22 protein-coding genes and 1 pseudogene are annotated in these 22,362 nt (G+C 43.7%); 13 read left to right on the top strand and 10 right to left on the bottom strand.

The genetic code is table 11. From position 1 onward, the window contains the following. Window positions 1-58 precede the first annotated feature (58 nt). From ffh to RCH20_RS02570, 7 genes are all read left to right on the top strand, one after another. Window positions 59-1,621: a signal recognition particle protein gene (gene ffh, locus RCH20_RS02540; RefSeq protein ID WP_327192460.1), complete on the top strand. Its 1,563-nt coding sequence runs from the start codon at window positions 59-61 to the stop codon at window positions 1,619-1,621. Between the two features lie 188 nt (window positions 1,622-1,809). After that, window positions 1,810-2,505, top strand: a complete 696-nt coding sequence (tsaB, locus tag RCH20_RS02545) for a tRNA (adenosine(37)-N6)-threonylcarbamoyltransferase complex dimerization subunit type 1 TsaB (RefSeq protein ID WP_209958946.1) — start codon at window positions 1,810-1,812, stop codon at window positions 2,503-2,505. Between the two features lie 123 nt (window positions 2,506-2,628). Then, window positions 2,629-3,471: an undecaprenyl-diphosphate phosphatase gene (locus RCH20_RS02550; protein ID WP_327192461.1), complete on the top strand. Its 843-nt coding sequence runs from the start codon at window positions 2,629-2,631 to the stop codon at window positions 3,469-3,471. Window positions 3,472-3,581: 110 nt separating this feature from the next. Next, complete coding sequence (locus tag RCH20_RS02555) at window positions 3,582-4,556, top strand: class I SAM-dependent methyltransferase (RefSeq protein WP_327192462.1); 975 nt, start codon at window positions 3,582-3,584, stop codon at window positions 4,554-4,556. A 94-nt stretch (window positions 4,557-4,650) separates the two neighbouring features. Next, window positions 4,651-4,890 carry a hypothetical protein gene (locus RCH20_RS02560; protein WP_327192463.1) on the top strand — a complete coding sequence of 80 codons (240 nt, stop codon included), beginning with the start codon at window positions 4,651-4,653 and terminating at the stop codon, window positions 4,888-4,890. 58 nt (window positions 4,891-4,948) lie between these two features. Then, window positions 4,949-5,887, top strand: a complete 939-nt coding sequence (ubiA, locus tag RCH20_RS02565) for a 4-hydroxybenzoate octaprenyltransferase (RefSeq protein ID WP_209956514.1) — start codon at window positions 4,949-4,951, stop codon at window positions 5,885-5,887. Further along, on the top strand, window positions 5,880-6,545 hold the full coding sequence (locus tag RCH20_RS02570; RefSeq protein WP_327192464.1) for a DUF4112 domain-containing protein: 666 nt from the start codon (window positions 5,880-5,882) through the stop codon (window positions 6,543-6,545). Before ubiA ends, RCH20_RS02570 begins: the two co-directional genes overlap by 8 nt. A gap of 6 nt (window positions 6,546-6,551) precedes the next feature. Here RCH20_RS02570 and mnmC read toward each other — a convergent pair whose 3' ends face one another. The 4 genes from mnmC to ispZ form a co-directional block, all read right to left on the bottom strand. After that, window positions 6,552-8,807 carry an FAD-dependent 5-carboxymethylaminomethyl-2-thiouridine(34) oxidoreductase MnmC gene (gene mnmC / locus RCH20_RS02575; RefSeq protein WP_327192465.1) on the bottom strand — a complete coding sequence of 752 codons (2,256 nt, stop codon included), beginning with the start codon at window positions 8,805-8,807 and terminating at the stop codon, window positions 6,552-6,554. A gap of 43 nt (window positions 8,808-8,850) precedes the next feature. Then, window positions 8,851-9,264, bottom strand: a complete 414-nt coding sequence (locus RCH20_RS02580; RefSeq protein ID WP_327192466.1) for a hypothetical protein — start codon at window positions 9,262-9,264, stop codon at window positions 8,851-8,853. Then, entirely contained in the window at window positions 9,261-9,611 is a 351-nt protein-coding gene (locus tag RCH20_RS02585; protein WP_327192467.1) for a YciI family protein, read from the bottom strand. Before RCH20_RS02585 ends, RCH20_RS02580 begins: the two co-directional genes overlap by 4 nt. Window positions 9,612-9,805: 194 nt before the next feature. Then, window positions 9,806-10,357: a septation protein IspZ gene (ispZ, locus tag RCH20_RS02590; RefSeq protein ID WP_209956519.1), complete on the bottom strand. Its 552-nt coding sequence runs from the start codon at window positions 10,355-10,357 to the stop codon at window positions 9,806-9,808. A gap of 294 nt (window positions 10,358-10,651) precedes the next feature. On the opposite strand from ispZ, the gene RCH20_RS02595 reads away from it, so the two are divergent. After that, window positions 10,652-11,533: a PHP domain-containing protein gene (locus RCH20_RS02595; RefSeq protein WP_327192468.1), complete on the top strand. Its 882-nt coding sequence runs from the start codon at window positions 10,652-10,654 to the stop codon at window positions 11,531-11,533. Between the two features lie 308 nt (window positions 11,534-11,841). Further along, window positions 11,842-12,123: pseudogene (locus RCH20_RS02600) on the top strand (GGDEF domain-containing protein); the annotation flags it as partial. A gap of 50 nt (window positions 12,124-12,173) precedes the next feature. Here RCH20_RS02600 and truD read toward each other — a convergent pair. After that, the gene (gene truD, locus RCH20_RS02605; protein WP_327192469.1) at window positions 12,174-13,415 is read right to left on the bottom strand and encodes a tRNA pseudouridine(13) synthase TruD; all 1,242 of its coding nucleotides are present in this window, start codon (window positions 13,413-13,415) and stop codon (window positions 12,174-12,176) included. A gap of 342 nt (window positions 13,416-13,757) precedes the next feature. Here truD and RCH20_RS02610 point away from each other — a divergent pair, with 342 nt between their 5' ends. Together RCH20_RS02610 and RCH20_RS02615 are read left to right on the top strand one after the other, a co-directional pair. After that, a complete protein-coding gene (locus RCH20_RS02610; protein ID WP_327192470.1) occupies window positions 13,758-15,377 on the top strand; it encodes an FAD-dependent oxidoreductase in 1,620 nt (539 codons plus the stop codon). Window positions 15,378-15,451: 74 nt separating this feature from the next. Continuing rightward, window positions 15,452-16,030, top strand: a complete 579-nt coding sequence (locus tag RCH20_RS02615; protein ID WP_327192471.1) for a GNAT family N-acetyltransferase — start codon at window positions 15,452-15,454, stop codon at window positions 16,028-16,030. A 72-nt stretch (window positions 16,031-16,102) separates the two neighbouring features. Here the strand turns inward: RCH20_RS02615 and RCH20_RS02620 are convergent, their stop codons facing one another. The 4 genes from RCH20_RS02620 to RCH20_RS02635 all read right to left on the bottom strand — a co-directional run bounded on the left by RCH20_RS02620 (window position 16,103) and on the right by RCH20_RS02635 (window position 19,241). Continuing rightward, window positions 16,103-16,315 carry a hypothetical protein gene (locus RCH20_RS02620; protein ID WP_327192472.1) on the bottom strand — a complete coding sequence of 71 codons (213 nt, stop codon included), beginning with the start codon at window positions 16,313-16,315 and terminating at the stop codon, window positions 16,103-16,105. Between the two features lie 170 nt (window positions 16,316-16,485). Further along, on the bottom strand, window positions 16,486-17,841 hold the full coding sequence (gene gorA / locus RCH20_RS02625; protein ID WP_209956524.1) for a glutathione-disulfide reductase: 1,356 nt from the start codon (window positions 17,839-17,841) through the stop codon (window positions 16,486-16,488). 145 nt (window positions 17,842-17,986) lie between these two features. Beyond that, the gene (locus RCH20_RS02630) at window positions 17,987-18,439 is read right to left on the bottom strand and encodes a threonine/serine exporter family protein (protein WP_209956525.1); all 453 of its coding nucleotides are present in this window, start codon (window positions 18,437-18,439) and stop codon (window positions 17,987-17,989) included. Between the two features lies 1 nt (window position 18,440). Then, on the bottom strand, window positions 18,441-19,241 hold the full coding sequence (locus RCH20_RS02635) for a threonine/serine ThrE exporter family protein (RefSeq protein ID WP_327192473.1): 801 nt from the start codon (window positions 19,239-19,241) through the stop codon (window positions 18,441-18,443). A 278-nt stretch (window positions 19,242-19,519) separates the two neighbouring features. On the opposite strand from RCH20_RS02635, the gene RCH20_RS02640 reads away from it, so the two are divergent. After that, window positions 19,520-19,801, top strand: coding sequence for a DUF503 domain-containing protein (locus tag RCH20_RS02640; RefSeq protein ID WP_327192474.1), 282 nt, complete (start codon window positions 19,520-19,522; stop codon window positions 19,799-19,801). A gap of 345 nt (window positions 19,802-20,146) precedes the next feature. Further along, on the top strand, window positions 20,147-21,112 hold the full coding sequence (locus tag RCH20_RS02645; RefSeq protein ID WP_327192475.1) for a P63C domain-containing protein: 966 nt from the start codon (window positions 20,147-20,149) through the stop codon (window positions 21,110-21,112). A 142-nt stretch (window positions 21,113-21,254) separates the two neighbouring features. Here RCH20_RS02645 and RCH20_RS02650 read toward each other — a convergent pair whose 3' ends face one another. Next, window positions 21,255-22,304, bottom strand: a complete 1,050-nt coding sequence (locus RCH20_RS02650) for an AlbA family DNA-binding domain-containing protein (protein WP_327192476.1) — start codon at window positions 22,302-22,304, stop codon at window positions 21,255-21,257. Window positions 22,305-22,362 lie beyond the last annotated feature (58 nt).

Consider the following 22,362-nt stretch of genomic DNA (forward strand, 5'->3'; position numbering starts at 1 on the left):
TCAACTAAAAAATTACCAATTCATTATTAACAGACCTATTATTAACTGAGAACTACTTATGTTTGATACCTTAACCGAACGCCTATCGTCGAGTCTGCGCAATATCGTCGGTACTGGGCAACTGACTGAAGACAACATCAAAGACACCTTACGTGAAGTGCGTATGGCGCTGCTAGAAGCCGATGTGGCGTTACCGGTAACTCGCGATTTTGTCAAACGCGTTAAAGAACAGGCGATGGGTGCTGAAGTACTTAAAGAGCTGGCACCCGGCCAAGCGTTTGTAAAGATTGTCCATGATGAGCTGACTGAGATGATGGGCAGTGCCAATCAGCAGTTAGAGATGACCGGCAAACCGCCTATCATCTATTTGCTGGCAGGGTTGCAAGGGGCAGGTAAAACCACTACCGCTGGTAAATTGGCTAAATATCTACAAGAGCGCCATAAGAAGAAAGTCATGCTGGTCTCAGCCGACGTCTATCGTCCGGCAGCGATTCAGCAGCTTGAGCAAGTAGCTGGGCAGGTTAATGCCAAGTTCGTTAACTCTAGTACTGATGAAAACCCGATTGATATTGCACTGCGTGCTATTGAAGAGGCCAAAATTCAATACCAAGATATCTTGATTATTGATACCGCAGGTCGCCTGGCGATTGACGAAACCATGATGGATGAGATTAAAGCGCTGACTGCAGCGGTCAATCCTTCTGAAACATTGTTCGTGGTCGATGCAATGACTGGCCAAGATGCGGCCAATACCGCCAAAGCCTTTAACGATGCGTTGCCATTAACTGGGGTGATCTTAACTAAGACTGACGGTGACGCTCGTGGCGGCGCCGCGCTATCTGTACGGGCTATTACTGGTAAGCCAATCAAGTTTTTAGGTCGCGGCGAAAAGTTAGACGCGCTAGAGCTGTTCCATCCTGAACGTATTGCCCAGCGTATTCTAGGTATGGGCGACGTACTAAGTTTGGTTGAAGAAGTTGAGCAAAAGATTGACCGCGACAAAGCCGAAAAAATGGCCAAAAAGATGCAAAAGGGTGGTGAATTCGACCTTGATGATCTATTGACCCAGTTTCAGCAAATGAAAAGTATGGGCGGCATGTCAGGTTTCTTAGATAAGATGCCAGGTATGGGGGGCTCTGATATGCAAAAAGCGGTTGAAGATGCCAAGCCAGAAGAAAAAGTACGTGAGATGGAAGCGTTGATTAATTCAATGACTCCCTTTGAGCGTAAAAACCCAGACAAGATTAATCCAAGCCGGAAGCGCCGTATTGCTGCAGGCTCTGGTAAAGAAGTTCAAGACATCAACCGTCTGCTTAAACAACATAAGCAAATGGCAAAAATGATGAAAATGATTTCTAAGCCTGAAGGCATCAGTAAAATGATGAAATCTATGCAAGGACTAATGGGCGGCGGTGCATCTGGCGGCGGCGGTGGTGGTGGTCCGCTATTTGGTGGTGGTCAAGCGCAGAAAGGCCAAGGTGGCATGAAGGATGTTAACCAAGCACAATTGGCCAAGCAAATGGGTCTTGATCCCAACAATATGCCAAGCGCTGAAGATATGCAAAAGCAAATGCAAGACATGCCGGATAAATCATCAAAAAAGTTTAAAAAACGCTTTTAAATTAAGTCCGTCTTAACCCTAAAGACCCATAGTTCAATGCAACCCCCAAAGCTGATAAAGCGCTTTGGGGGTTTTTAAATCTATCAATAAATAAAGTATGAATAACATAGAAAGTGATAAAACTTGCTGAACCTAAATGCTATGATGGGCACTATTTTGTCACACCACCCGCTTAAGTCGAGGTCATGATGTTTTTAGCCATGGATACCGTGTTTGATCAGTGTTCAGTCGCCATACTTGATGGTACAGGTAAGGTTATATCGTGCCAAACTCAAACCGGTAAACGTCAGCAAACACAACAAATATTACCGATGATTGATGCTGCTTTGACTGAAAGCCAGCTAAGCCTGGCTGATTTTCAAGCTTTAATATTTAATCGTGGTCCTGGCGCATTTAGCGGTATTCGGATCAATACGGCGGTGGTACAAGCGTTATCGGTGGCCCATGATTTACCTTGTGTCGGCGTATCTAGCCTGCAAGCGATTGCGCAATGTGCTTACCAACGATATGGCTTAACACAAGCTTATAGCGCCCTTGATGCGCGCATGCAGCAAGTATATTTTGGCCATTATCAATTAGATAGCAAATTAGAAAATGCCATTATGCAACCGATAGTTGCGGAAAACAGTGATAGCACTGAGCAGTTGCTAGACTATGACAGCCAAACGCTGCTCAACGTGCCCATTGTTGGTAATGGTGCTGGCCTATTAAGGCTACACCATGAACAGACAATCCATGAAGATATCTGCCCTGATGCGACAGTGATTGGGCAATTAGGCATCGCACAATTCATGACCTTGGGCGGTACAGAAGCGGCACTTGCCTTACCAAAATATCTACGCAATCAAGCTTGGAAAACTCTAAAAGAACAAGGCAAGGCATAATAATTCCGACCTTGATTTAAACACTATGCGTGACGGCTAGACCCCTTATCTCTCGAAAGTCTAGCAGCAACCGTATCACAACAATATAAAGCGACCAGCAGGTTCGTTTTTAGGAAAGCGATTGTGGATATCATCTTATTAATTCAAGCTGTCATCATGGGTATCGTTGAAGGTATCACTGAGTTTTTACCTATTTCCAGTACCGGCTATTTGATTTTATCAGCAGACTTAATGGGTTTTTGGACCAAAGAAAAAGTAGACTTGTTCGTTGTCGTTGTCCAATTGGGTGCTATTCTGGCGGTTATTTACGACTATTGGGGACGACTATGGCAAGCATTATTGGGACTACTAACCGGCAAGGCAGAAGGTCTTAATAATCCAAGACAACTGGGTTTGAGTCTCATTGTAGCCACCATTCCAGTGATGCTGGTGGGTTTTACCTTTGCCGATGAAATCAAAACTTATTTATTCAATCCTATTACCGTGGCGATTATGCTGATTATTGGTGGTTTTCTGATATTTTATGTAGAAAATCGTCCAAAAGTCATTATTGCCAATGAAGCAGAAGATGTCAGCTTTAAGACCGCTTTACTGATCGGTCTGTTCCAGTGTTTTGCCTTGATACCCGGCACGTCGCGTTCTGGTGCTACCATTGTCAGTGCCCTTTGGCTGGGCGTTTCGCGTAAAGCATCGGCGGAGTTTTCGTTCTTTTTAGGCATTCCAGTTATTGTGGGCGCCGCGCTACTGGACTTACTCAAGCATGGTGACGTATTGACCAACCGTCAGGATTGGTTGGTACTGGGTATCGGTACTGTGGTGTCCTTTATAGTGGCACTATTGTGTATTCGTTGGCTGGTCGCATGGGTAAGTCTTCGCGACTTCAAAATCTTTGCATGGTTGCGTATCGTTACTGGGGTAGTGGTATTGGTAGCCGCATGGGGCTTTGGCTATCAGTTTGCAGGCTAGCTTTTTATGAGCTTGAATGGGTCAAATGGATCATTCTGAGTGATAATTAAACCAAAACCTGCTAACCACAGTCATATTAAAATCAGTGGTATCGAAAAAGGACGGCAATCATGACGGCGCTACCCGCATCTATCCCTCTGAGCCACTGCCGATTGCTCTACACTACTGAATCGCAGTTGCCAAAAGTTGAGTGCTTACAAGCTCTAGTGAGCAAGCACAAGCTGTCATTAAGTATAAATGTGGAGTTGATAACGACCAAGCTAAACCAAAAAAGCCGAGAACAACTAAGTGCCGACACTACTCAGCCTATTTTATTATTAGATGACAAAAATAAACTGTCATTGCTAAGTGGTGGTTTGAGCGTTGCCCCTGAGTGGGACAAGCTACAACGGCGAGTGGTCAGCGCCGGCCGCAAGACAGAGCTACTACTACAGGCCGCAAAAGTTGGTGTTGATAGCCATGTGGTGGATGCTACCGCAGGCTTTGGTCATGACAGCTTAATATTGGCCAGTACTGGCGCGCAGGTCACGATGTTAGAACAGCAGCCCTTAATGGCGTTGCTGTTGCTCGCTGAGCAGCAACGTATGAGTACACAGCCGAATTGGCAAAAACTAATGGCACGCTTGCATATTATTAACACTGATGCACTCAGTTATTTTGCCTCTTGCCAAAATAGCGTCACGCTTGATAGCAGCACAGTTGAAACTACCCATGCTTTCGTTAATAAAATAGTTGAGGTGGTGTACTTAGATCCTATGTTTCCAGAAAACAGCTATCAGGACAGTAAAACGGGTAAAGGCGCTAAAGTTGGCAAACATATGCAAGCATTACATTATTTAGCCAGTGCACCGTCTCTAGTGCAAGAACAGCAATTGCTACAAGGTGCGCAGGCGTTGGTCCGTAGCAAGGTGAACGGCAATAGCAATGCTAGTGATGATATCAGTATTAATGGCGATAGTGATAACACTAAACAGCAGGGACGGGTTATCGTCAAGCGTCCACAACACGCGCCATTATTCGCTCATCAACCGCCAGATGATAGCTGGCATAATGCCGCGGTACGTTTTGATGGCTATTTTTCATAACAGGCTCATATGATGTGTTTAGATAACAGCTGTTTTTATAAACGTTTTGAACAACCTTTGGTATAAATGTAGGGCAAAAATATAGGAGTGCGTGATGCTAACAATCATAGTTTGGGCGGTGGGTGCCGGCCTACTGATCATAAACATTATGCTACGTACTCGAATTTTGAGACTCGAAGCGCGTTTAAAACAATTGAGTAGTCCCCAAGAGCATTTAGCCTACTTACGTAAGCAGGCTGCACAAAATAATAAAATAGTGGCGATTAAAGCGTTACGCAAACAGTATCCTGAAGTATCTTTGCTAGAGGCCAATAAATTGTGGCAGCAAAGATAGAGGCGATAAATATAGGATCTGTAAATATAGAGACGATAAAGATAGAGGCTGTAAAATAATGATATCTAAGCGCTCATCGGTGACATTTAAAGAAAAAATCCGCGCCTATATGCAATTGACGCGCTTTGATAAGCCGGTAGGAATTGAGCTGTTGCTATGGCCAACCTTATGGGGTGTATTGCTGGCGGCCATGGGGCAAGCCCAGCAGCAAGGTGTAAGTGCGGGTCTGCCCAGTCTCAAGATATTTGTTCTGTTTGCGCTTGGTGCTATTTTAATGCGGGCAGCAGGGTGCGCGATTAACGATTTTGCCGATCGTAAAGTAGATGGACATGTAACACGTACCAAAGGACGCCCGCTAGCAGATGGTCGTCTTTCCGCTAAAGAAGCTATTGCTACCTTCTTAATACTAGTGTTATTAAGCGCCAGTTTATTACTGTTTTTACCCCTTCAAGTGTTTTATTGGTCTCTTGGCGCGGTGATTCTGGCTTTTATTTATCCCTTTATGAAGCGCTTCACTCATCTACCGCAAGTATTTTTAGCCGCGGCTTTTGGTTGGGCGATACCAATGGCCTATGTGGCCATAACTGGTAGCACTGATATTTGGTGTTGGCTGCTATTTTTAGCCTATATGTGCTGGACAGTAGCTTATGATACCCAATATGCGATGGCGGATCGTGACGATGATTTAAAAATTGGCGTCAAGTCTACAGCAATATTGTTTGGTCGCTTTGATGTGGTGGTTATCTCGGTACTACAAAGCCTGTTTCTATTAATAATGGGCGTGGTGTTATGGCACTATTTTGCGCCAACCAGCTTAGGTATTTCGCCAGTATTCGGTTTGGCACTAGTCGCAATGATGTTTACTAAGCAAAATAATGCTTGTGCTAGCCGTCAAGCGTTAGCCTGTTTTCAAGCATTTATTGCTAATATTTGGGTGGGTCGTTATGTCTTTGCTTTAGTCGCTGCCTCTTGTATTTGGACCAGTTTCAATGGATAAATTTCGCAAGCTGACCAAGCGATCGTCTGCTGAGACAGCAGCAGATGAGCGACAAACAAGCTACCAGCTCAATCTCGCCGAGCAAGGTCTAACACGCGCGCAAGTCATCGCCACCGAGCGCAAGTTAGCAAAGTTCGCTAACGCAATGGATTCAGTCGTTCGTATTCCCTTTACCAAACAAGGGCTGGGTGCAGACGCGGCATTATCGACGATACCGCTGGCAGGTGACTTAGCCGGGTTGGCTTTAACCAGCTATGCTTTTATATTAGGTCGCCAGTTAGGCGTGCCTGCGAGTAAGATGACTCCTGCGGTACGACTGGCACTAATCGATATGGTAGTAGGTGTTATCCCAGGAATTGGCACCTTGCTGGATATTTTTATTCGTCCCAGCCGTAAGACGCTCAGCATCGTACATCAGCACATACACGATGAATATGGCATCACCGATACCACTCACATGGATAGACCATTTCTATACCAACAGTTAGAAAACAAGCAGCGTAGCAGTCGCTTTTGGCGTCATCCAATCACTGCCTGGTTCTATCTACACATACCTGATATTTTAGGGGTAATAGTGATTGCGATTATTGGCTGGGGGTTATGGACGGCGATTAGTTGGTTGCTAGCTGCGGTTAGCAAGTTAACAGGTTTTGGTTAAAAGCGCTTAAGGCAGCGGTGTTTGTAAACGCGAACGATTTGGCGATAGCCGGGCTAGCATCGCAGCAGACAACGGCGCAAAATTTCCTGTCATCATATCAGCCAGCGCTTCTGCACAAATAGGGGCAAAGGCGTAGCCTTTAGCGCCCATCGCAGACATCGTCCACAGTCGTTTACTTTGCGATAACTGACCCAATAATGGATGATAATCAGGTGTTTGCGTCCGAACACCTGCACGCCCTTGCCACAAGTGAGTATCAGTTGGAATAATGGCAGCCAATTCAGGGATATCCACGATCAATTTATCATAATTCTGCTGATGTTCGTGGCTACGGACATCCGTATCAATATCATTACGCACAAAGCTTGCACCCAGTAAAAAATACGGTTGTCCTTCTACCACACTATTCAATTCAGCATCACCCGTTTGTGCGACAAATGGCGCGCAGTAACCGCCATATTTGACCGGTAGTTTAGGTAATTTATTACCTTGCTCAGCTGTTGGGGTAAACCAAGACAGTTGACCCCGTATTTTACGACAATCAAAAATACGGCCATCTAATTGGTGGCTTTCATAGGCGGCACAGATGACTAGGCTATCAGCTTGGATAGTGATGGCTTCAGCCTCTCGCAAGTTACTGTGTTCCGCTTCGTTGTGACTACTGACAAATTCATGAGCAGGGGTAGACTTATGACCCATAACAGAAACACGGGTCTCGGTTTCATCGATCCGTGTGACCGCCAATTGCTCAAAGGCGATTGAGGGATGACTGAGTATCACGTCCTTTAGCGCTTGTGGGTTAATCAATCCTGATTGTGGTAAATATAGGTTTTTAGATAAGTCTTGCTGTGCCAATCCTGAGCTTGCTTGCGCTTGGGCATGCGATAAGGTGGTTGCCATATCATCCGGATAGTCTGCAATCTGCTGAGTATCGACATTGGATTTCACTAACAAGTCGAGCGCTCCGGTGGGCTCAAGTATGGGGGCTGTCTTTGCTATCGCAGCCTTATTGTTGAATTGGCGATATAGCCTGCTACTGTAGAGATAGCCTATGGTATGTAGATGGTCATCAACATGATGAATAGGGGTCATCTTTGGTGCGAGTAGGGCGCGCGGGTTGCCTGATGCCCCTGATAGTGGCGCTGACTTGTCTAGTAGCGTTACCTTAATGCCTCGGTTCGCAAGCGACCACGCTGTCATTAAACCTGAGACCCCAGCCCCAATTACCACCGTATGGGTGGGCTGATCTGATGCCCTTTGAACCGCCTTAGATTTGCCAAGGCAGCTAGAACTGGATGAGTTATCCTCATTAGTGCCGCTATTATTACCGGTATCTGGTGCTCCCTTATGAGTCATGACGGCCGTTAGCATTTGCTGCTTACGACCAAAACCAGTTACTTTTTTAACTTCAAAATCACTATTTTGCAGTGCATGTTTTACAGTACCAGCAGCGCTGTAAGTGGCCGCAGTAGTACCGGCACGTGATAAGCGTTGAATCTGAGAGAATATCGATTCTGTCCACAATGTGCTGTTGCACGACGGCGCAAAACCATCCAAAAACCAAGCATCGACGTGCGGCTTGTTATGAGCAGTACTATTATAAACAGGATGGTTCAGGACATTACTAGCAGAATTAAGAGGCGGTAAAGCTGCTGGTAATTTTTCCAGACTAGCAGTAGCGTCACCTAGCCAGATATCAACAGTCAAATTATCATTGATAAAGTTCAGCCGATGACAACCTTCAACCAGCGGCGGATACGCTGCCAATAGCTCGTTAATCAGTTCGGCTAGCTCAGGAGCGCGTTGCCCCCATAACCTCAGTACTTGCGTTAAATCGTCATGGCTTAGCGGATACTGCTCAGTGGTAATCATATGCACGCGAGCAGTGGCTAAATGCGGCTGGGTTGCGCGCAGTTGGCGCCAAAGTTGCCATAACGCCAATGAGTTAAGGCCAGTACCAAAGCCTAGCTCAGCGATAGTAAAGCACTGCTGCGGCGCTAAATTTGCCAAGCGCTCTGGTAGCAGATTGCCCTCCAAGAACACATGGCGCGACTCTGCCAAACCGTCAGCATGTGAAAAATACACATCACCAAACTCACCAGATACCGGCACAACATTACCTGTATCGTCAGTTTGCCAGCTGATAGTAGCTGGTGTAATAGCACCAAGTTTACTAATATGAGAATATTCAGTAGTCTGGGTCTGGGTCTGGATCGCTGGCGGGTTGGCAGTATTTAAGGAGGTAGCAGTAGGTTTAGACATAGACAATCACAGCCGATAAATAAATAAACAAGGAATTGTGACTTTACCAGCGTTGACGGCGTACAAAGACTAGCCAAGAGATAAAAATACCGACTAATAAGCTAATCAACACTGTAAAAGCGCCGTACAAAAACAACTGCCCTTTACTTTCATAAACTAAGACATTGGTTTGGGTTTGTAAGTCATTAACTTGTCGCTGTAGTTGCGCATTGCGACTGAGCAGATCTTGATTGGCAGAGGATAGCGCCTTATTTGACGGTTGCATCTGTGCTGCTAACGTATTATTAGCTTGATCGACTACCGTTTGACTGGCTATAGGTGAGGTTACTGCTGGATCGTTAGCCGTCACGGTCGGTGCTGCCTGTGCTGACATAGCGGCCATTAAGACGACACTAGCAACGCCGCTTTTATAACGGCCGTTTTTTAATAATTTCAATGACGATGCCAGCTGACTCACGATGGCGCCACCTGACTCGATATTTGGTCTGCTATTTGCTCAGTAGGTGATGGCAGTACTTGTATAAAGGGCTTGATATCCACATGACTGTAAACCCCGTCGCGCAAGTAAGGGTCAGCGCTCGCCCACGCTTGTGCAGCCTCAAGAGAGTCAAAATCTGCAATGACAATACTACCTGACATTTCGGTCATCGCACCTTGATCATGCTTAATAGGTGTTGGACCGGCGATAACCAACCGCTGCTCGCGACTCAATACTTGTAGACGTTCAAGATGTTCAGTGCGTGTGATTTTCCGCTGTGCACCGCTATTGGCAACGTCATAACCAATTATGGCAAATAAAGACATCATATTTCCTTAATAAAAAAGTAGAAATAAACAGTGAACCATCATAGGCAGTAAGAACAATGTACACTAACCCTTATTAATACCAGTATTTAAAAATAGCCGGTACTTTTTACAATATAGTAAATAAGGGTCAGCAGGCTTTCAACACCTAGCTTTAACTCTGCTAAAAAAAGGAAGGAGCAAGCTACCTACTATTACTTGGCTGCTTTGTCAGTCAGAGCCGGGTTTAAATGTTTTTTCAATAACGCAAATTGGACGACAACAAACACTAGCATGATTGGAATCCAGCCGTAGGTTTTGAAATTAATCCATGCCTCGTCCGACATGGTAAATGCCGTGATATAATGCAGTACAGCCATGAATGCAAAGAACAATGCCCAAACGACTGTTAGCTTTTTCCAGCCGCTCATTGATAGGGTAAACACATCTTTCATTGCCATTTGCATGAGCGGCTTATTGATAGCCGCACTAACGAGTAGCGTTAACGCGAAAATACCGTTAATAATCGGCGACTTCCAACGCAAGTAGATGTCATCACGCAATAGCAAGGTGCCGCCACAAAACACAATGGTTAATAACAGTACGACCCATTGTTGCTTATCAAATTTACCTTTTTGACGTATAAAATGGATGGTATAAACGACGATAGTCGCTACCAGCAACGCGCCTGCCGCCGCCAAAATTCCGTTAGTACGGGCAGCAATAAAAAAAGCAATTAAGGGAATAAAGTCTAATAAGGCTTTCATAGCAAGTGGGATGTCCAACAAAAACGTATGGGTTAGTTTACACGTCTACTGCACCAAAAAAAAGCAATCAACATCATAATTGCTTTATATAATAGGCATACCTGCCAAGACCCTATAAATACTTGGCAAGAGCCGATAATAAGCGTTCATGATAAGCAGCTATCATGACGACAATCACTGTTTATCATAAACATTAATTTACAATAAGCCTCAATACTATTTGCCATTGCGATATTTTTTCTTCATTCTATTATCAACACTGGTACCATGCTCAAAAACACAAAGGCCAATCTTATGAAAATCGACTTACATTGCCACAGTAACTGCTCTGATGGTACTTATGCGCCCGCGGAAGTAGTGCAGCGAGCTCATACGGCAGGAGTCAATGTGTTGGCCCTGACCGATCACGATACTTTATTAGGTATTGATGAGGCGAGAGCGACCGCTCAAGCCTGCAATATGCAGCTCATTAATGGGGTGGAAATTAGCTGTGAACACACGCTGAGTGGCGGCTATGGTAAAAATAAATCGACTAATAAAATTATTCATGTGTTGGGTTTAGATTTTACCGACCATGCGCAGATGCACGAAACCTTACAACAATTACAAGAGAGTCGTGCCACTCGTGGTCAACGTATTACCGAAAAGCTTAGCGAATTATTAACGCTCGATTATGACGAGTTGTGGCAAGAAGTCTGTACCAAAGCAGGTAACAACCCACAAGCGGTGGGGCGCGCACATATTGGACAAGTTTTATACGAGCGCGGCTTGGTAAAAACGGTGCAGAAAGCCTTTGATAAGTATTTGGCTGATAATAAGCCGGCTTATGTAGCCATCGATGCGCTAAGTATGGAACGTGGTATTGAGCTGATTCATGCCTGCGGTGGTAAGGCCGTATTGGCACATCCGACCCGATATCAGCTATCAGCAACGCGGGTACGTAAACTCATTGAAGAGTTTGCCCAGCTTGGCGGCGATGCTTGCGAGCTGCCAGCCAATAGCGAGCCGCTCAGCACTCGTAGAATGGTTGATCGCACGATTGCGGAGCATGAATTAGTTACTTCGATAGGCAGTGACTTTCATGGTAGCAATATGCCGTGGCGGCGTATCGGCGATGTACCGACTTTGACCCCTGAACAACAGGGCATTTGGCAGGCTTTTGACCTCAAGTCATAATGTAGAAGCTTTTATGCTTTTAAGACTGATTGATAATTACCATAAAAATAGCCATAGTAAACAGACTATACAAAGTAAGCCAGAATCTGAGAAATACAGGGTCTTAATTCGAACTTAATAAATCGTACACGGTAGCGCATACATGGCTGTATCGATATACCAACTAGGCTACAAAAAGCTCTCTCAAGTCATTTTTGAATGGCAAGCAGCGGACAGAGCGTCGCTGCTGGCATTATTTATGGTTATGGAGGTTTCATTACATCCGCTACGGTTTGACTCAAATGTAGCGAGCGCTCACGGCAGCGACTGATCAGCAAGATTTTAGTGTCATTTTATTAGATTTGGATTGGTTTAAGCACACTAATGACAATTTTGGCCATGAAAGGGGTGATCAGGTACTGCGTGAGGCGGCACAAATACTATTAGATACGTTGACAGATCAAGCGATCGTCAGTCGCTATGGGGGCGAAGAATTTTTGATCAGTACTGCTGATAAAGCGTTATATAAAGCCAAAGATCGAGGTCGTAACCAGGTCGTGAGCGCCAATGATTTGTTAGCAGAAGGCAGTATTCCTAAGTCGCGCACTTAAGCCATGCTACTTAAGAAATAAAACGTGTCATTGACCGACCATCCAATAGTTTATCTCATAGATGGCATATTTAACTGCTGTACCAAGCTGGCTAAAACACTAGTGGCAAAGCTGCCAGTTGGCAAAGTAAAGCGTAATATTAGGGTCTGCTCATCTGACCATTCCCAAGCCAACGCCTCAATAGCTAAGCGTAATGGCCGGCGTTGCGCCTTAATATCGCGCTGCTCTAGGCCGATAGCTAGTTCAGTTAGCAATAAGCTTTGCTGCACAGTATCATGCTCAAGTGTGGCCGCCTCGCCACTTACCTTATCATTATCGATGCCCCACAACACAGCTGTTGGATGAATATCGCCGTCAGCAAGGCGCGCGCGCAAGGTATCGTCAATCTGCTCGCTGGCAAATATCGATCCTGAACCCGCTAAGTTAAATACCTCACCAGCCATACCTTGGTCCCAACTGTCATCACGTACCCGCACGGCTAAGACCTCATTAAATATCAGGCTGCGAGCGGCGGACAGCGCCATTGCATTTTGCTCGCGTGGTGGGCGCTTGCCTTTACCTTTTTTGCGTGGCGGGCTAGTGTCTTGTAATGGACGAGCAAACAGCGTAAGGGCCTCTCTAATATTATTACCGCCATGGCCAAAGCGCTGCGGGCCAAAATAATTGGGCACGCCGTTCTGACTCATACTTGCTAAATGCTGCTCTGTTGTTTGTTTTATCGATGGCATTTGGTCGACCGCAGGAGTGGCTGTTGCGATACTCTCAGACTGCACGTCACGTAAAGTGATGATAAATTGGTTGGCACGATGCGTACCACGATTGAGTTTCTTATTGTGCCACTGTTGGGTAAGTATCTGCACGCTTTCATCTGTGCCAAGGTCAGTGGGGGTAAAGCTAGTGGTTGGTAATTGTTTCTTTGGCAAGCGTAAACTAAACCATTGGGTCGTTAGAGCGTGCCGGTCTTTTAGCCCAGAATAACCGACGTCACGTAAAGGAATATCTGCCCATTCTGCTAATAATTTAGCGAGGAATGCGGTGTTCATACCTATCTTTTGCATATGTAGCCATAAATGCTCACCGGCTCCGGTAAAAGTGAATGGCAGTATTTCATGAACCACAAAGTCTGCTGCGTGCGCTTTATAAGTCGCTTGTATGATGGGTGGTCGCATCGGCTGTGGCAGCTGTGAGGTATCGGTTATCACTGTCATATCAACGGTTGCGACATCAAATGGTGGTTTATCCGTTACTGGCTGAAGAGTAGCGTTATTAAGGTGATTGTCTTGAAAAGTCATAAGTTATTCATCTGTTATCGTATTTAGATTAAAATTGAAGAAAAGCGTCATTAAAATCGTAATGTTACGTTTAATTACATGGTAGACAGGCAATTAAATACCGTATACACGGTGTACTTGTTACTATTAATAAATGTTATATTTCTAAGGTGGCTCAGTCTACAGCAGTACAAATTATTGAAACAGATTCTTGAAACAGATTCTTGAAAGTGACTCAGTCCTAATTTATGGCTGGCTGTAGCTTGAGGTAGCAACCCATATTAACGTAGTAACTCACAGTAAAATCATAAGCAGCAATATGTAGCCAATAAAGGTAGCAACCGCAACCGTTAAGGATAACCCATGACCAACTCAACTGGTAATACAGTAACTATTAATAAAGCCGACATTCCAAGTGGTGGTATGAAATCGTACAAGCAAGATGACGATAGTATCATTTTAATTACTCGCGACGACAGTACGTTTCATGCGTTTGATGGTAAATGTCCGCACGCTGGGGCAAATTTAGGCGACGGGCTTCGCTGTGGCAATCGGGTAATTTGTCCGTGGCATCACGCTACTTTTGATAGCCGTGACGGGTCGTTATTAGAGCCGGTAGCGACTGAAGGTCTGACTCAATACGAATTGACTGATAATGGCGAGAGCCTGACGGTCAATACGGCGGCGAAGATAGACCATTCTATCGCTAATGATCAGTTGACAGAGACTCATACTGTCATCGTTGGTGGCGGCGCCGCTGGTTTTATGACCGCACATCATTTGCGTCAGATGGGTTATGGTGGCGACATTACGCTAATTAGCAAAGACAACAAAGCGCCTTATAACCGTCCGCTGTTATCGAAAGCCTTTCTAGCAGGAAATATGCCTGAGGAAAAACTGCTACTCGGTGGTAGCGATTGGGCGCAGAAGAATAATATTGAGTTACGCTTAAATCAAACGGTTAATGAAGTTTTACCCAACGAGCGCACCATTATTCTTGATGACGCTAGTGGTAATGAGCAAAAAATAAGTGCAGATTTTCTAGTGGTCGCTACTGGTGCGTCGCCCATGGTTCCTCCTATAAAAGGTGCTGACCTCGATGGGGTTTATACCTTACGTAGTATGGACGATGCCAAAGCGATTAAAGCCGCTAGCCATGATAAACATGTGGTGGTTATTGGTACTGGCTTTATCGGTATGGAGGTTGCAGCAGCTTTAGCACAAGCGGGCACGACGGCATCTATCACAGTAGTCGGCCAAGAAAACCGGGTGATGGGCAATATCATCTCTGAAACAGTCAGCAATGCCTTGATTAAACTGCATGAGGCCAATGGCATTAAATTTGTCTTAGACGCTACAGTGAATGAGATTAGTGGTAATGATGCTACGACACCAACACAAATTAGCGCCGTTAGCTTGGCAAATGGCGAGCAAATAGCCGCCGATATAGTGATTTTGGGTACTGGGGTGTCACCACGTACGGACCTGTTTAGTGAAGTAAACGATCCGGACGGAGTGCAAGTAGACAGTCATTTACAACTGCGCGACGGAGTCTATGCCCTTGGAGATATTGCTAAGGCGTCTGGAAAAATGGGGCGTATGCGTATCGAACATTGGCGCGTTGCTTTACAACATGGACTGGTGGCTACTGCCGCAATCTTAAATGATAGTAATGTGGATTCGCTAGATGAACGTGTACCGTTCTTTTGGACGATGCAGTATGGCAAAAGTCTGCGTTACAGCGGTCATGCAAAAAACTCAGACAATAATATTTTATTGGGCTCGCCAGATACGCTTAATTATATTGAATATTATTTCGATGATGATAACGACAATACACGCGCAAGTGCCGCCAGTACGCTTGGACGTGATAAAGATTTGATCGCCTTTGGCGAGCTATTGCGCCTCGGTCAGGCACCCACCCGTGCACAGATTAACGCAGGCTTTGATATTATTGCCCAAGCGCATGAACTATCGCGTTAGGATAAGACGCTTATAACGATTAGGATAAAGGCTGCCGCTACATCTTGGCAGCCTTTTTAACAAATGAGAATAATATGACCACTAATACTGTATTTTTACGTCAAGCTAAACCTGCTGATATAAGTGCTCTTAAGCAGTTACTTGACCACTGTTATCGTCAGTCGGAAGGTTGGACCAATGAAGCTGATTTAGTCGCTGGTATTCGTATTACCGACTCCGAGCTTACCCGTGTTATCGCTGATCCCAAGCATTATCTATTCGTCTATCCAAAGACTGATACGGATAGCCGTGATGGACAAGAGACTGGCGAATTACTTGGCTGCATTGCAGTGGATATGCAAGACAATGCTGATAAAAGCTGTGCCTATATCGGTATGTTTGCGGTTCATCCGGAACGGCAGGGAGGCGGGGTTGGCCATCAAGTACTACAGGCAGCGGAAACTTTTGCTGGGCGACATTTACAAACTCAAGATAAGACTGTTCGACTGACTATGAGTATCTTAAGCCATCGTCCTGAGCTTTTGGCTTATTATGAACGTCGGGGTTATAAACTGACGGGAGTGACGATGCCGTTTCCAGAGGATGGCAATAATGGCCAGCCAAAACGGCAAGACCTACAACTATTAAAACTAGAAAAATTAGCCACTAGTTAGTAATTAATATTTAGTAGCTTATATTTAGTAGCTTATATTTAATAACTATTGATTAGAAGTAATGGTTTTAGCCTAACTCCAAAAGTGTTTAAACGTCATAAATAGCCCGATGCTAAGTAATATAAACGCCACTATAACCAAGCGCTTGAACCAGTTAAAGGCGGGTAGACGGGTGGCATTATCATCAGATATTAGATAAGCCAGCAGGCACATTAAGCTGGCCACTAAGGTCATAATGCCAAGGCCAATCGGTAAGATAAAAAGGTACACTTGCCACACAGCCATCTCTCAACAGTTTTTGTTACTGACATCATAGCAGTATCGTGGTTTGGCTGTCAGTATTAGAAATATCTAAGTACCTTAAAACTATATTCATCAGAGCCTCTGCCTATATTTAATATATGCAGAGGCTGATTGATTGATGACACGCCTTAATAGTGCTCAGCCTATAAAGACTAGCGCATCGTCACGAACTCTTCTGAGCCGGTTGGGTGGATAGCAATAGTATTATCAAAGTCAGCCTTAGTAGCGCCCATTTTTATAGCTACTGCAAAGCCTTGTATCATCTCATCGACGCCGAAGCCTATACCGTGCAGACCAACGACTTTTTCATCATCGCCCAAGCACACCAGTTTCATCATACACTTCTGACGATGCTGGGTGACTGCACTATACATTGAGGTAAATGTTGAGCTATAGCATTTAATATTGTCCTTACCATAGTGGTTAACAGCATCGATTTCAGTCAATCCAATAGTACCGATAGCAGGATGGGTAAAGATAACCGTCGGTATCAATTCATAGTCTAAATGCTCATTAGGCTTATTATTAAATAAGCGCTCTGATAAGCGTCGACCTGCCGCGATAGCCACCGGAGTCAAGTCAACACCATTCTCGATAGTATCGCCTACCGCATATATACCTTTAATATTGGTGTTTTGGAACTTATCGACTTTAATTTTGCCAATATCACTAGTCTCTACACCCGTCACTTGCAAATTAAGATTGTCCGTGGAAGGCGCGCGACCAATGGCCCAAATCAAACAGTCTGCCGTGTCTAGGCTGCCATCTTTGGTACATAAGGTTAGGCTACCATCTTCATTTTTGTTGACTTCAGTTAGCGTGGTGTTGGTGTGCAATTGAATGCCGTCTTGCTCCATCTCTATCAGCAAGGCTTCCACAACACTGTGGTCAAATGAGCGCAGTGGCGAGTGCTTACGTACATATAAATGCACTTCAGCGCCTAGACTGTTCAATACCCCAGCGATCTCAACGGCGATATATCCTGCTCCTACAATAGCCACCCGTTTTGGCAGCTGATTTAGGGCAAAAAAGCCATCAGAGTCAATACCGTGTTGTGCCCCTTTGATATCTGGGTAAATAGGATGACCGCCCGTTGCGATCAAAATATGATCAGCCGTAATGTGTTCGCCATTGACCTCGACTGTCTTGGCATCGATAAATTTGGCAAAGCCTTTTATCACGTCAACGCCATTTTTTGCCAAATTATTGTCATAGGCACGGTGAATATTCTCGATATATTGTTGGCGACTCTGCACCAGCTTTTGAAAATCAAAGCCTTTAACCTCAATATCGAATCCATAGTCTGGTGCATACTTATGGATGGCTTCGGCAACTTGCGCCCCATACCACATCACTTTTTTGGGTACGCAGCCCAAGTTCACGCAGGTGCCACCCAATTGGTTGGCTTCGATAATGGCACATTTTTTGCCATGGCTTGCCGCTCGGTTGATTGAGGCAATACCGCCGCTACCGCCGCCAATCGAGATATAATCATAATGCTTGGTCATGGTTGCTGTCTCTTTATTAATAAGTGGTTAGTATAATTTTGGACTCTATTGTAATGGGTATTATAATCAATCTTACAAGCTGCTTGTCACTAGGGTGTTAAGTTGTATCAGCATGGCTGGTGTTAGGTTAGAGATAGCCTGTAAGCTAAACAATAGCACGACGCCTATAAAATAACAGTCCAGGAATAGACAAGCCCAGCACCAGCCCTGAAGTCACAAATAAGGACTCAAACAAAAAAACCATCATTTGACCGAATAACTCGTCTGAATAGCCAAAATAACCAATCTGTACCATGCTGACCATCGCCTTGTAAGCGGCGACTCCTGGCATCATACAAATGACACTTGGTGAGATGAGGGCCTTGGGTGGTAGGGTATATTTCCTAGAGAAATAAACCCCTAAAAAGCTGGCGAGCATCGCCCCAAAAAAACTGGCAACCACGATATGTACGTGCTGATACACAAGGGCTGTTTTTAGCCCGAACCCAAAAGCAGTCATGAGCAAACAGGGTAGAATATACCGTTTGGGTACGGTAAACATTAGCGTCCAGCCAAGGGTAATAATACAGGACAGCGCAACGGTTTGAATGAACCACATGTCAAAACCCCCAGTGCTGTATTCTAAGCAGAACAAGGGCCATGACAATGCCAACGCCAGCTGAAAAGGTCAACATATAGGTAAAAACAGCACGCCCAATCCCAATATTGACATAGCCTTTTAAAATATCAGATAAAGAGTTGATTAGGGGAAAGCTTGGCACTAATAGCAAAACGCTAGAGGCAACGGCAATGTCTGCATTGTCACCTATATCAAAATAATAGGTTGTCGCCCCAATTAAAGAGGCGATAAACGCTGTCACAATGACTGTGATAAACGGATTAAAATGATTTTTGGCCAGATAAATACGGGTGAGCATCGCCACCATACCTGCGGTAAAGGTAACGGCGGTAATCGACCAACTGCCGCCATTAAGATAAGCAAATGCGGCACAAGAGGCGCCAACAAATAGGCACACTAGCCACGTTGGGTAAACCGACTTATCTAACTCATCCAACGCAAGAGTAGTGAGTTCAGTCAGCTCATGATTCAGCTCGTCATCGCTTACGGTGGCTTCGGTTTTATTGACAATTTGCTGGATTTGTACCAATAAATTGACATTAATGCTCTGATTAATGGTGTCCCTAGTGGTGGTGATACAGCGTTCATCACAAATAGTTGTCAAGGTAATGGCATTAAAGTTGAGCGAACATTCTACGCTGTTCATCCCCAAGGCGATGCCCAAGCGCTTGGATAGGTCAACCACAATGGCCGACTCAGCGCCATATTGCATAAGGAGTAATCCGCAGCGCACGCATAATCGAGTAATGCGCTGTTGCTGTACGTAGCTGATAGGAGTCATTGGTTAGATACGCATGTTGGCTATTGTGATTTTTCAGTATAAACAATATAAGTAGCTATGAGCTACTGATACGGATATACCATAGACCGGAGTAACATAACGATAGCATGAATTGCGGTGTTTTTTACTGTGGCGAACTTATGAGTACAAAAGATAGCAGTAAGGTCCTAGTATAAGTGCGTTTTAAAGAGGCTATCTAAACCTGATCGTTCAGTGACGGGTAGGCATCATATTTGATGCTACGATGATGTATCAACTGTTTTAGCAAGGAGGATAAAATGCATATAGCCATTCTAACTCTGACTTTTACGCTGCCCGGATGCAGCTCTTTGAAAGAAAAACGCCAACGCATGGGCGGCCTACATGCACGCTTTGGCCGTAATCCAGCAGTTGCGGTATGTGAGAGCGGCGAGCGTGATCGGCATGATGCCAGCGAATGGACGTTCGTAGTGGTGGCGACTTCTAAACGTGAGGTTGAATCACAGTGTAGTCAGTTAGAGGCGAAGATAGAACGTACGGTAGATGCACGGGTGATGCATGTTGAGAGGGAGTTTATTTAGGTGAGATTTTTGGGGAGCCAATCCCGCTTTCCGCTCATATCTACCTTGGCGCTGGTGTGCAGGCTTTTATGTCTGATGGCGTTCCTGTTATTTCGATATCACCCTCAGCTACGTCTGCAATGCAATCAGCTAAGACAGGATAATCGCTACAATCGGGGCTAGGAGTCTAGTAACCTTTCCATACTTCTTTTCATAAAAATTAAACCTTTAAACTTACGTTTTTTTAATATTTTTTAGATAAATACTTGTATAAAAACTTATACAAGTTATTTACTTTAATTTTATATTTACAAGTTATTAACTTGCGATTATAATAAGTTCTTATTCAATTATAAGGTGAAAAATATGGGAAGTGAAAACAGTGGTAAAGCAACAGCACTAAAAATGACACCAACAGAGCGTAAGGCTCGTGCTATGAAAGGAGTTGAAGCAAGAAAATATAGAGCTAGCTTACCTAAAGCAGGTTACGAAGGCGAAATAAAAATTGGAGATAGTATTTTAGATGTAGCGGTAATAGAGGGAGATATCCGTGTCATTAGACAAAGTGCAGTTTTTGATGCACTCGACAGACCTGGAAGAGGTAATGCAAGACTGGAAAATATTCCTACTTTTATGGATGCCAAAAATCTTCAACCCTTTGTATCAGATGACCTAAAAAAAGTGATTAAAAAGATTGAGTATGTTGATTTAAAAGGCAATATTCAAGGTGGTTATGACGCGAATATATTGCCATTAGTAGCTGATTTGTATTTAAAGGCTAGAGAAGAAGAGAAGTTGCATCCGTCTCAAATAGGTTCTGCTAAAAAAGCAGAAATACTGGTAAGAGCCTTATCGCAAGTAGGTATGACTAGCTTAGTTGACGAAGTTACAGGATATCAAGAAGCTCGAAAAAAAGATGCTCTTGCCAAGCTATTTGAGAAATTTATAGATAATGAATTACAAGCTTGGATTAAAACTTTCCCTGATGACTATTATAAAGAGCTATTTAGACTTTACGATATGCCTTACCCTCCTGAGAATGGAAAAGTAAAGCGTCCAGGGTTTTTTGGACATGTTACTAATAAAGTTATATATAAAAAGTTAGCGCCTGAGATACTACCAGAACTTAAAAGCAAGGCTAAAAAACTAGGTAATAAAGGCACTAGATTGCATCAAGTTTTGACGCCAGATAAAGGTCATCCTGAGCTATTGCAATTAGTATCTTCTGTTACTACCATTATGAAACTATCTAAAACGAAAGAAGAGTTTTTCGAAACAGTGGATAAAATACATCCAGATTTTTCAGAAAACTATGATTTATCACTCATTTGATAGGTAATCGTAAGCTTAATGTTTTATCCAGTCGTAGGTTGGTGTCGAAGTACGAGACCCAACGGATTAGTTTTGTAATATCAGCATGTTGGGGGTCGCAACCTCCGCCCAACCTACGGGCTATATATGTGATTTGTTAATTTCAAACACGTAAGGCATCATTATATTCCTCGGCTACCTTCTTTATTTCTTCATGACGTCTTTTCATATCTAAAGGGTAAGCACTTAAAATAATATTTTCTGATTCTTTTTTAAACTTATGTATTTTATTTTTCCCATGATTTGAAGATATATGATGTTTGGGATTGTCTTTAATTCCTAGCTTCCAAGCGATTGCATCAAAATTAAGTCCATGTATTTTCACACTTTTACATAAGTCTGTTTTTGTCAATGGATGGGTTTTGGCAAAATCTGTTGGAGTAGCTACTTCCACACCATGTTTTATTTCAACTTTCCTTACAACATAATAAGCCTTTTCTGCATCATCCTCATTTTCAACAAATCTACCACTATCTATCCAATTTAAGCTTCGAGCTGTATTATTTGTCAAAAATACAGATGCGGTATGGTCACTCCCAGACATTTCTTGTGCGTCAACAATAGCCGCTTTGTCCATTCCAACCTTATTTAAGAGAGTAATATTATCCACCATAGACTTAAAAAAACTTTCTCTTTCTTTATCGAGCATTATCCTCAAATCTGCATACTTAATCTCATCTGATGAGGCAGAGTAGCGATAATAAATAGCTCCTTCCCTTAAGATTTCCTTCTGAGGCTTACCTTGCTGTGTTGTTAAAAGTTTTGACTTTCTACATATTACAGGTTTCTGTATAGATGACTTAATAATTAAGCAATGAATATTTTTACCACATAAGTCCAACGTTTCTGATTCAAATAAAATCTCAGGCTGAAAGTACTCTTTTAAGAAGTTTGTGAAAACAACATCATCTGGTATCTTGTTTTCATGTACACCTATAAGTTCTCTAGGATGGTCTTTAATACCAAAGAACAGCACACCTCCATCTCTATTAGCAAAAGATGCCATAGTTTTAGCTAATTTTGGTAAATTACTATTCTCAAACTTGAGCTTAAATTCTCTATGTTCACTTTCTCGGTTACTGACTCTTTTAGTTGTACAGTTAATAGTTAATACTAGTACCTTATGGAGTTGTGAAGGTTTATTTTTTAACATTTTTCCCACCAGAATTATTTTTAAAAACTTGTCGTATTAATGCCGTAGAAACATAATA

The sequence above is a fragment of the Psychrobacter sp. PL15 genome, assembly GCF_035984995.1.
In the GTDB taxonomy this organism is placed as follows: domain Bacteria; phylum Pseudomonadota; class Gammaproteobacteria; order Pseudomonadales; family Moraxellaceae; genus Psychrobacter.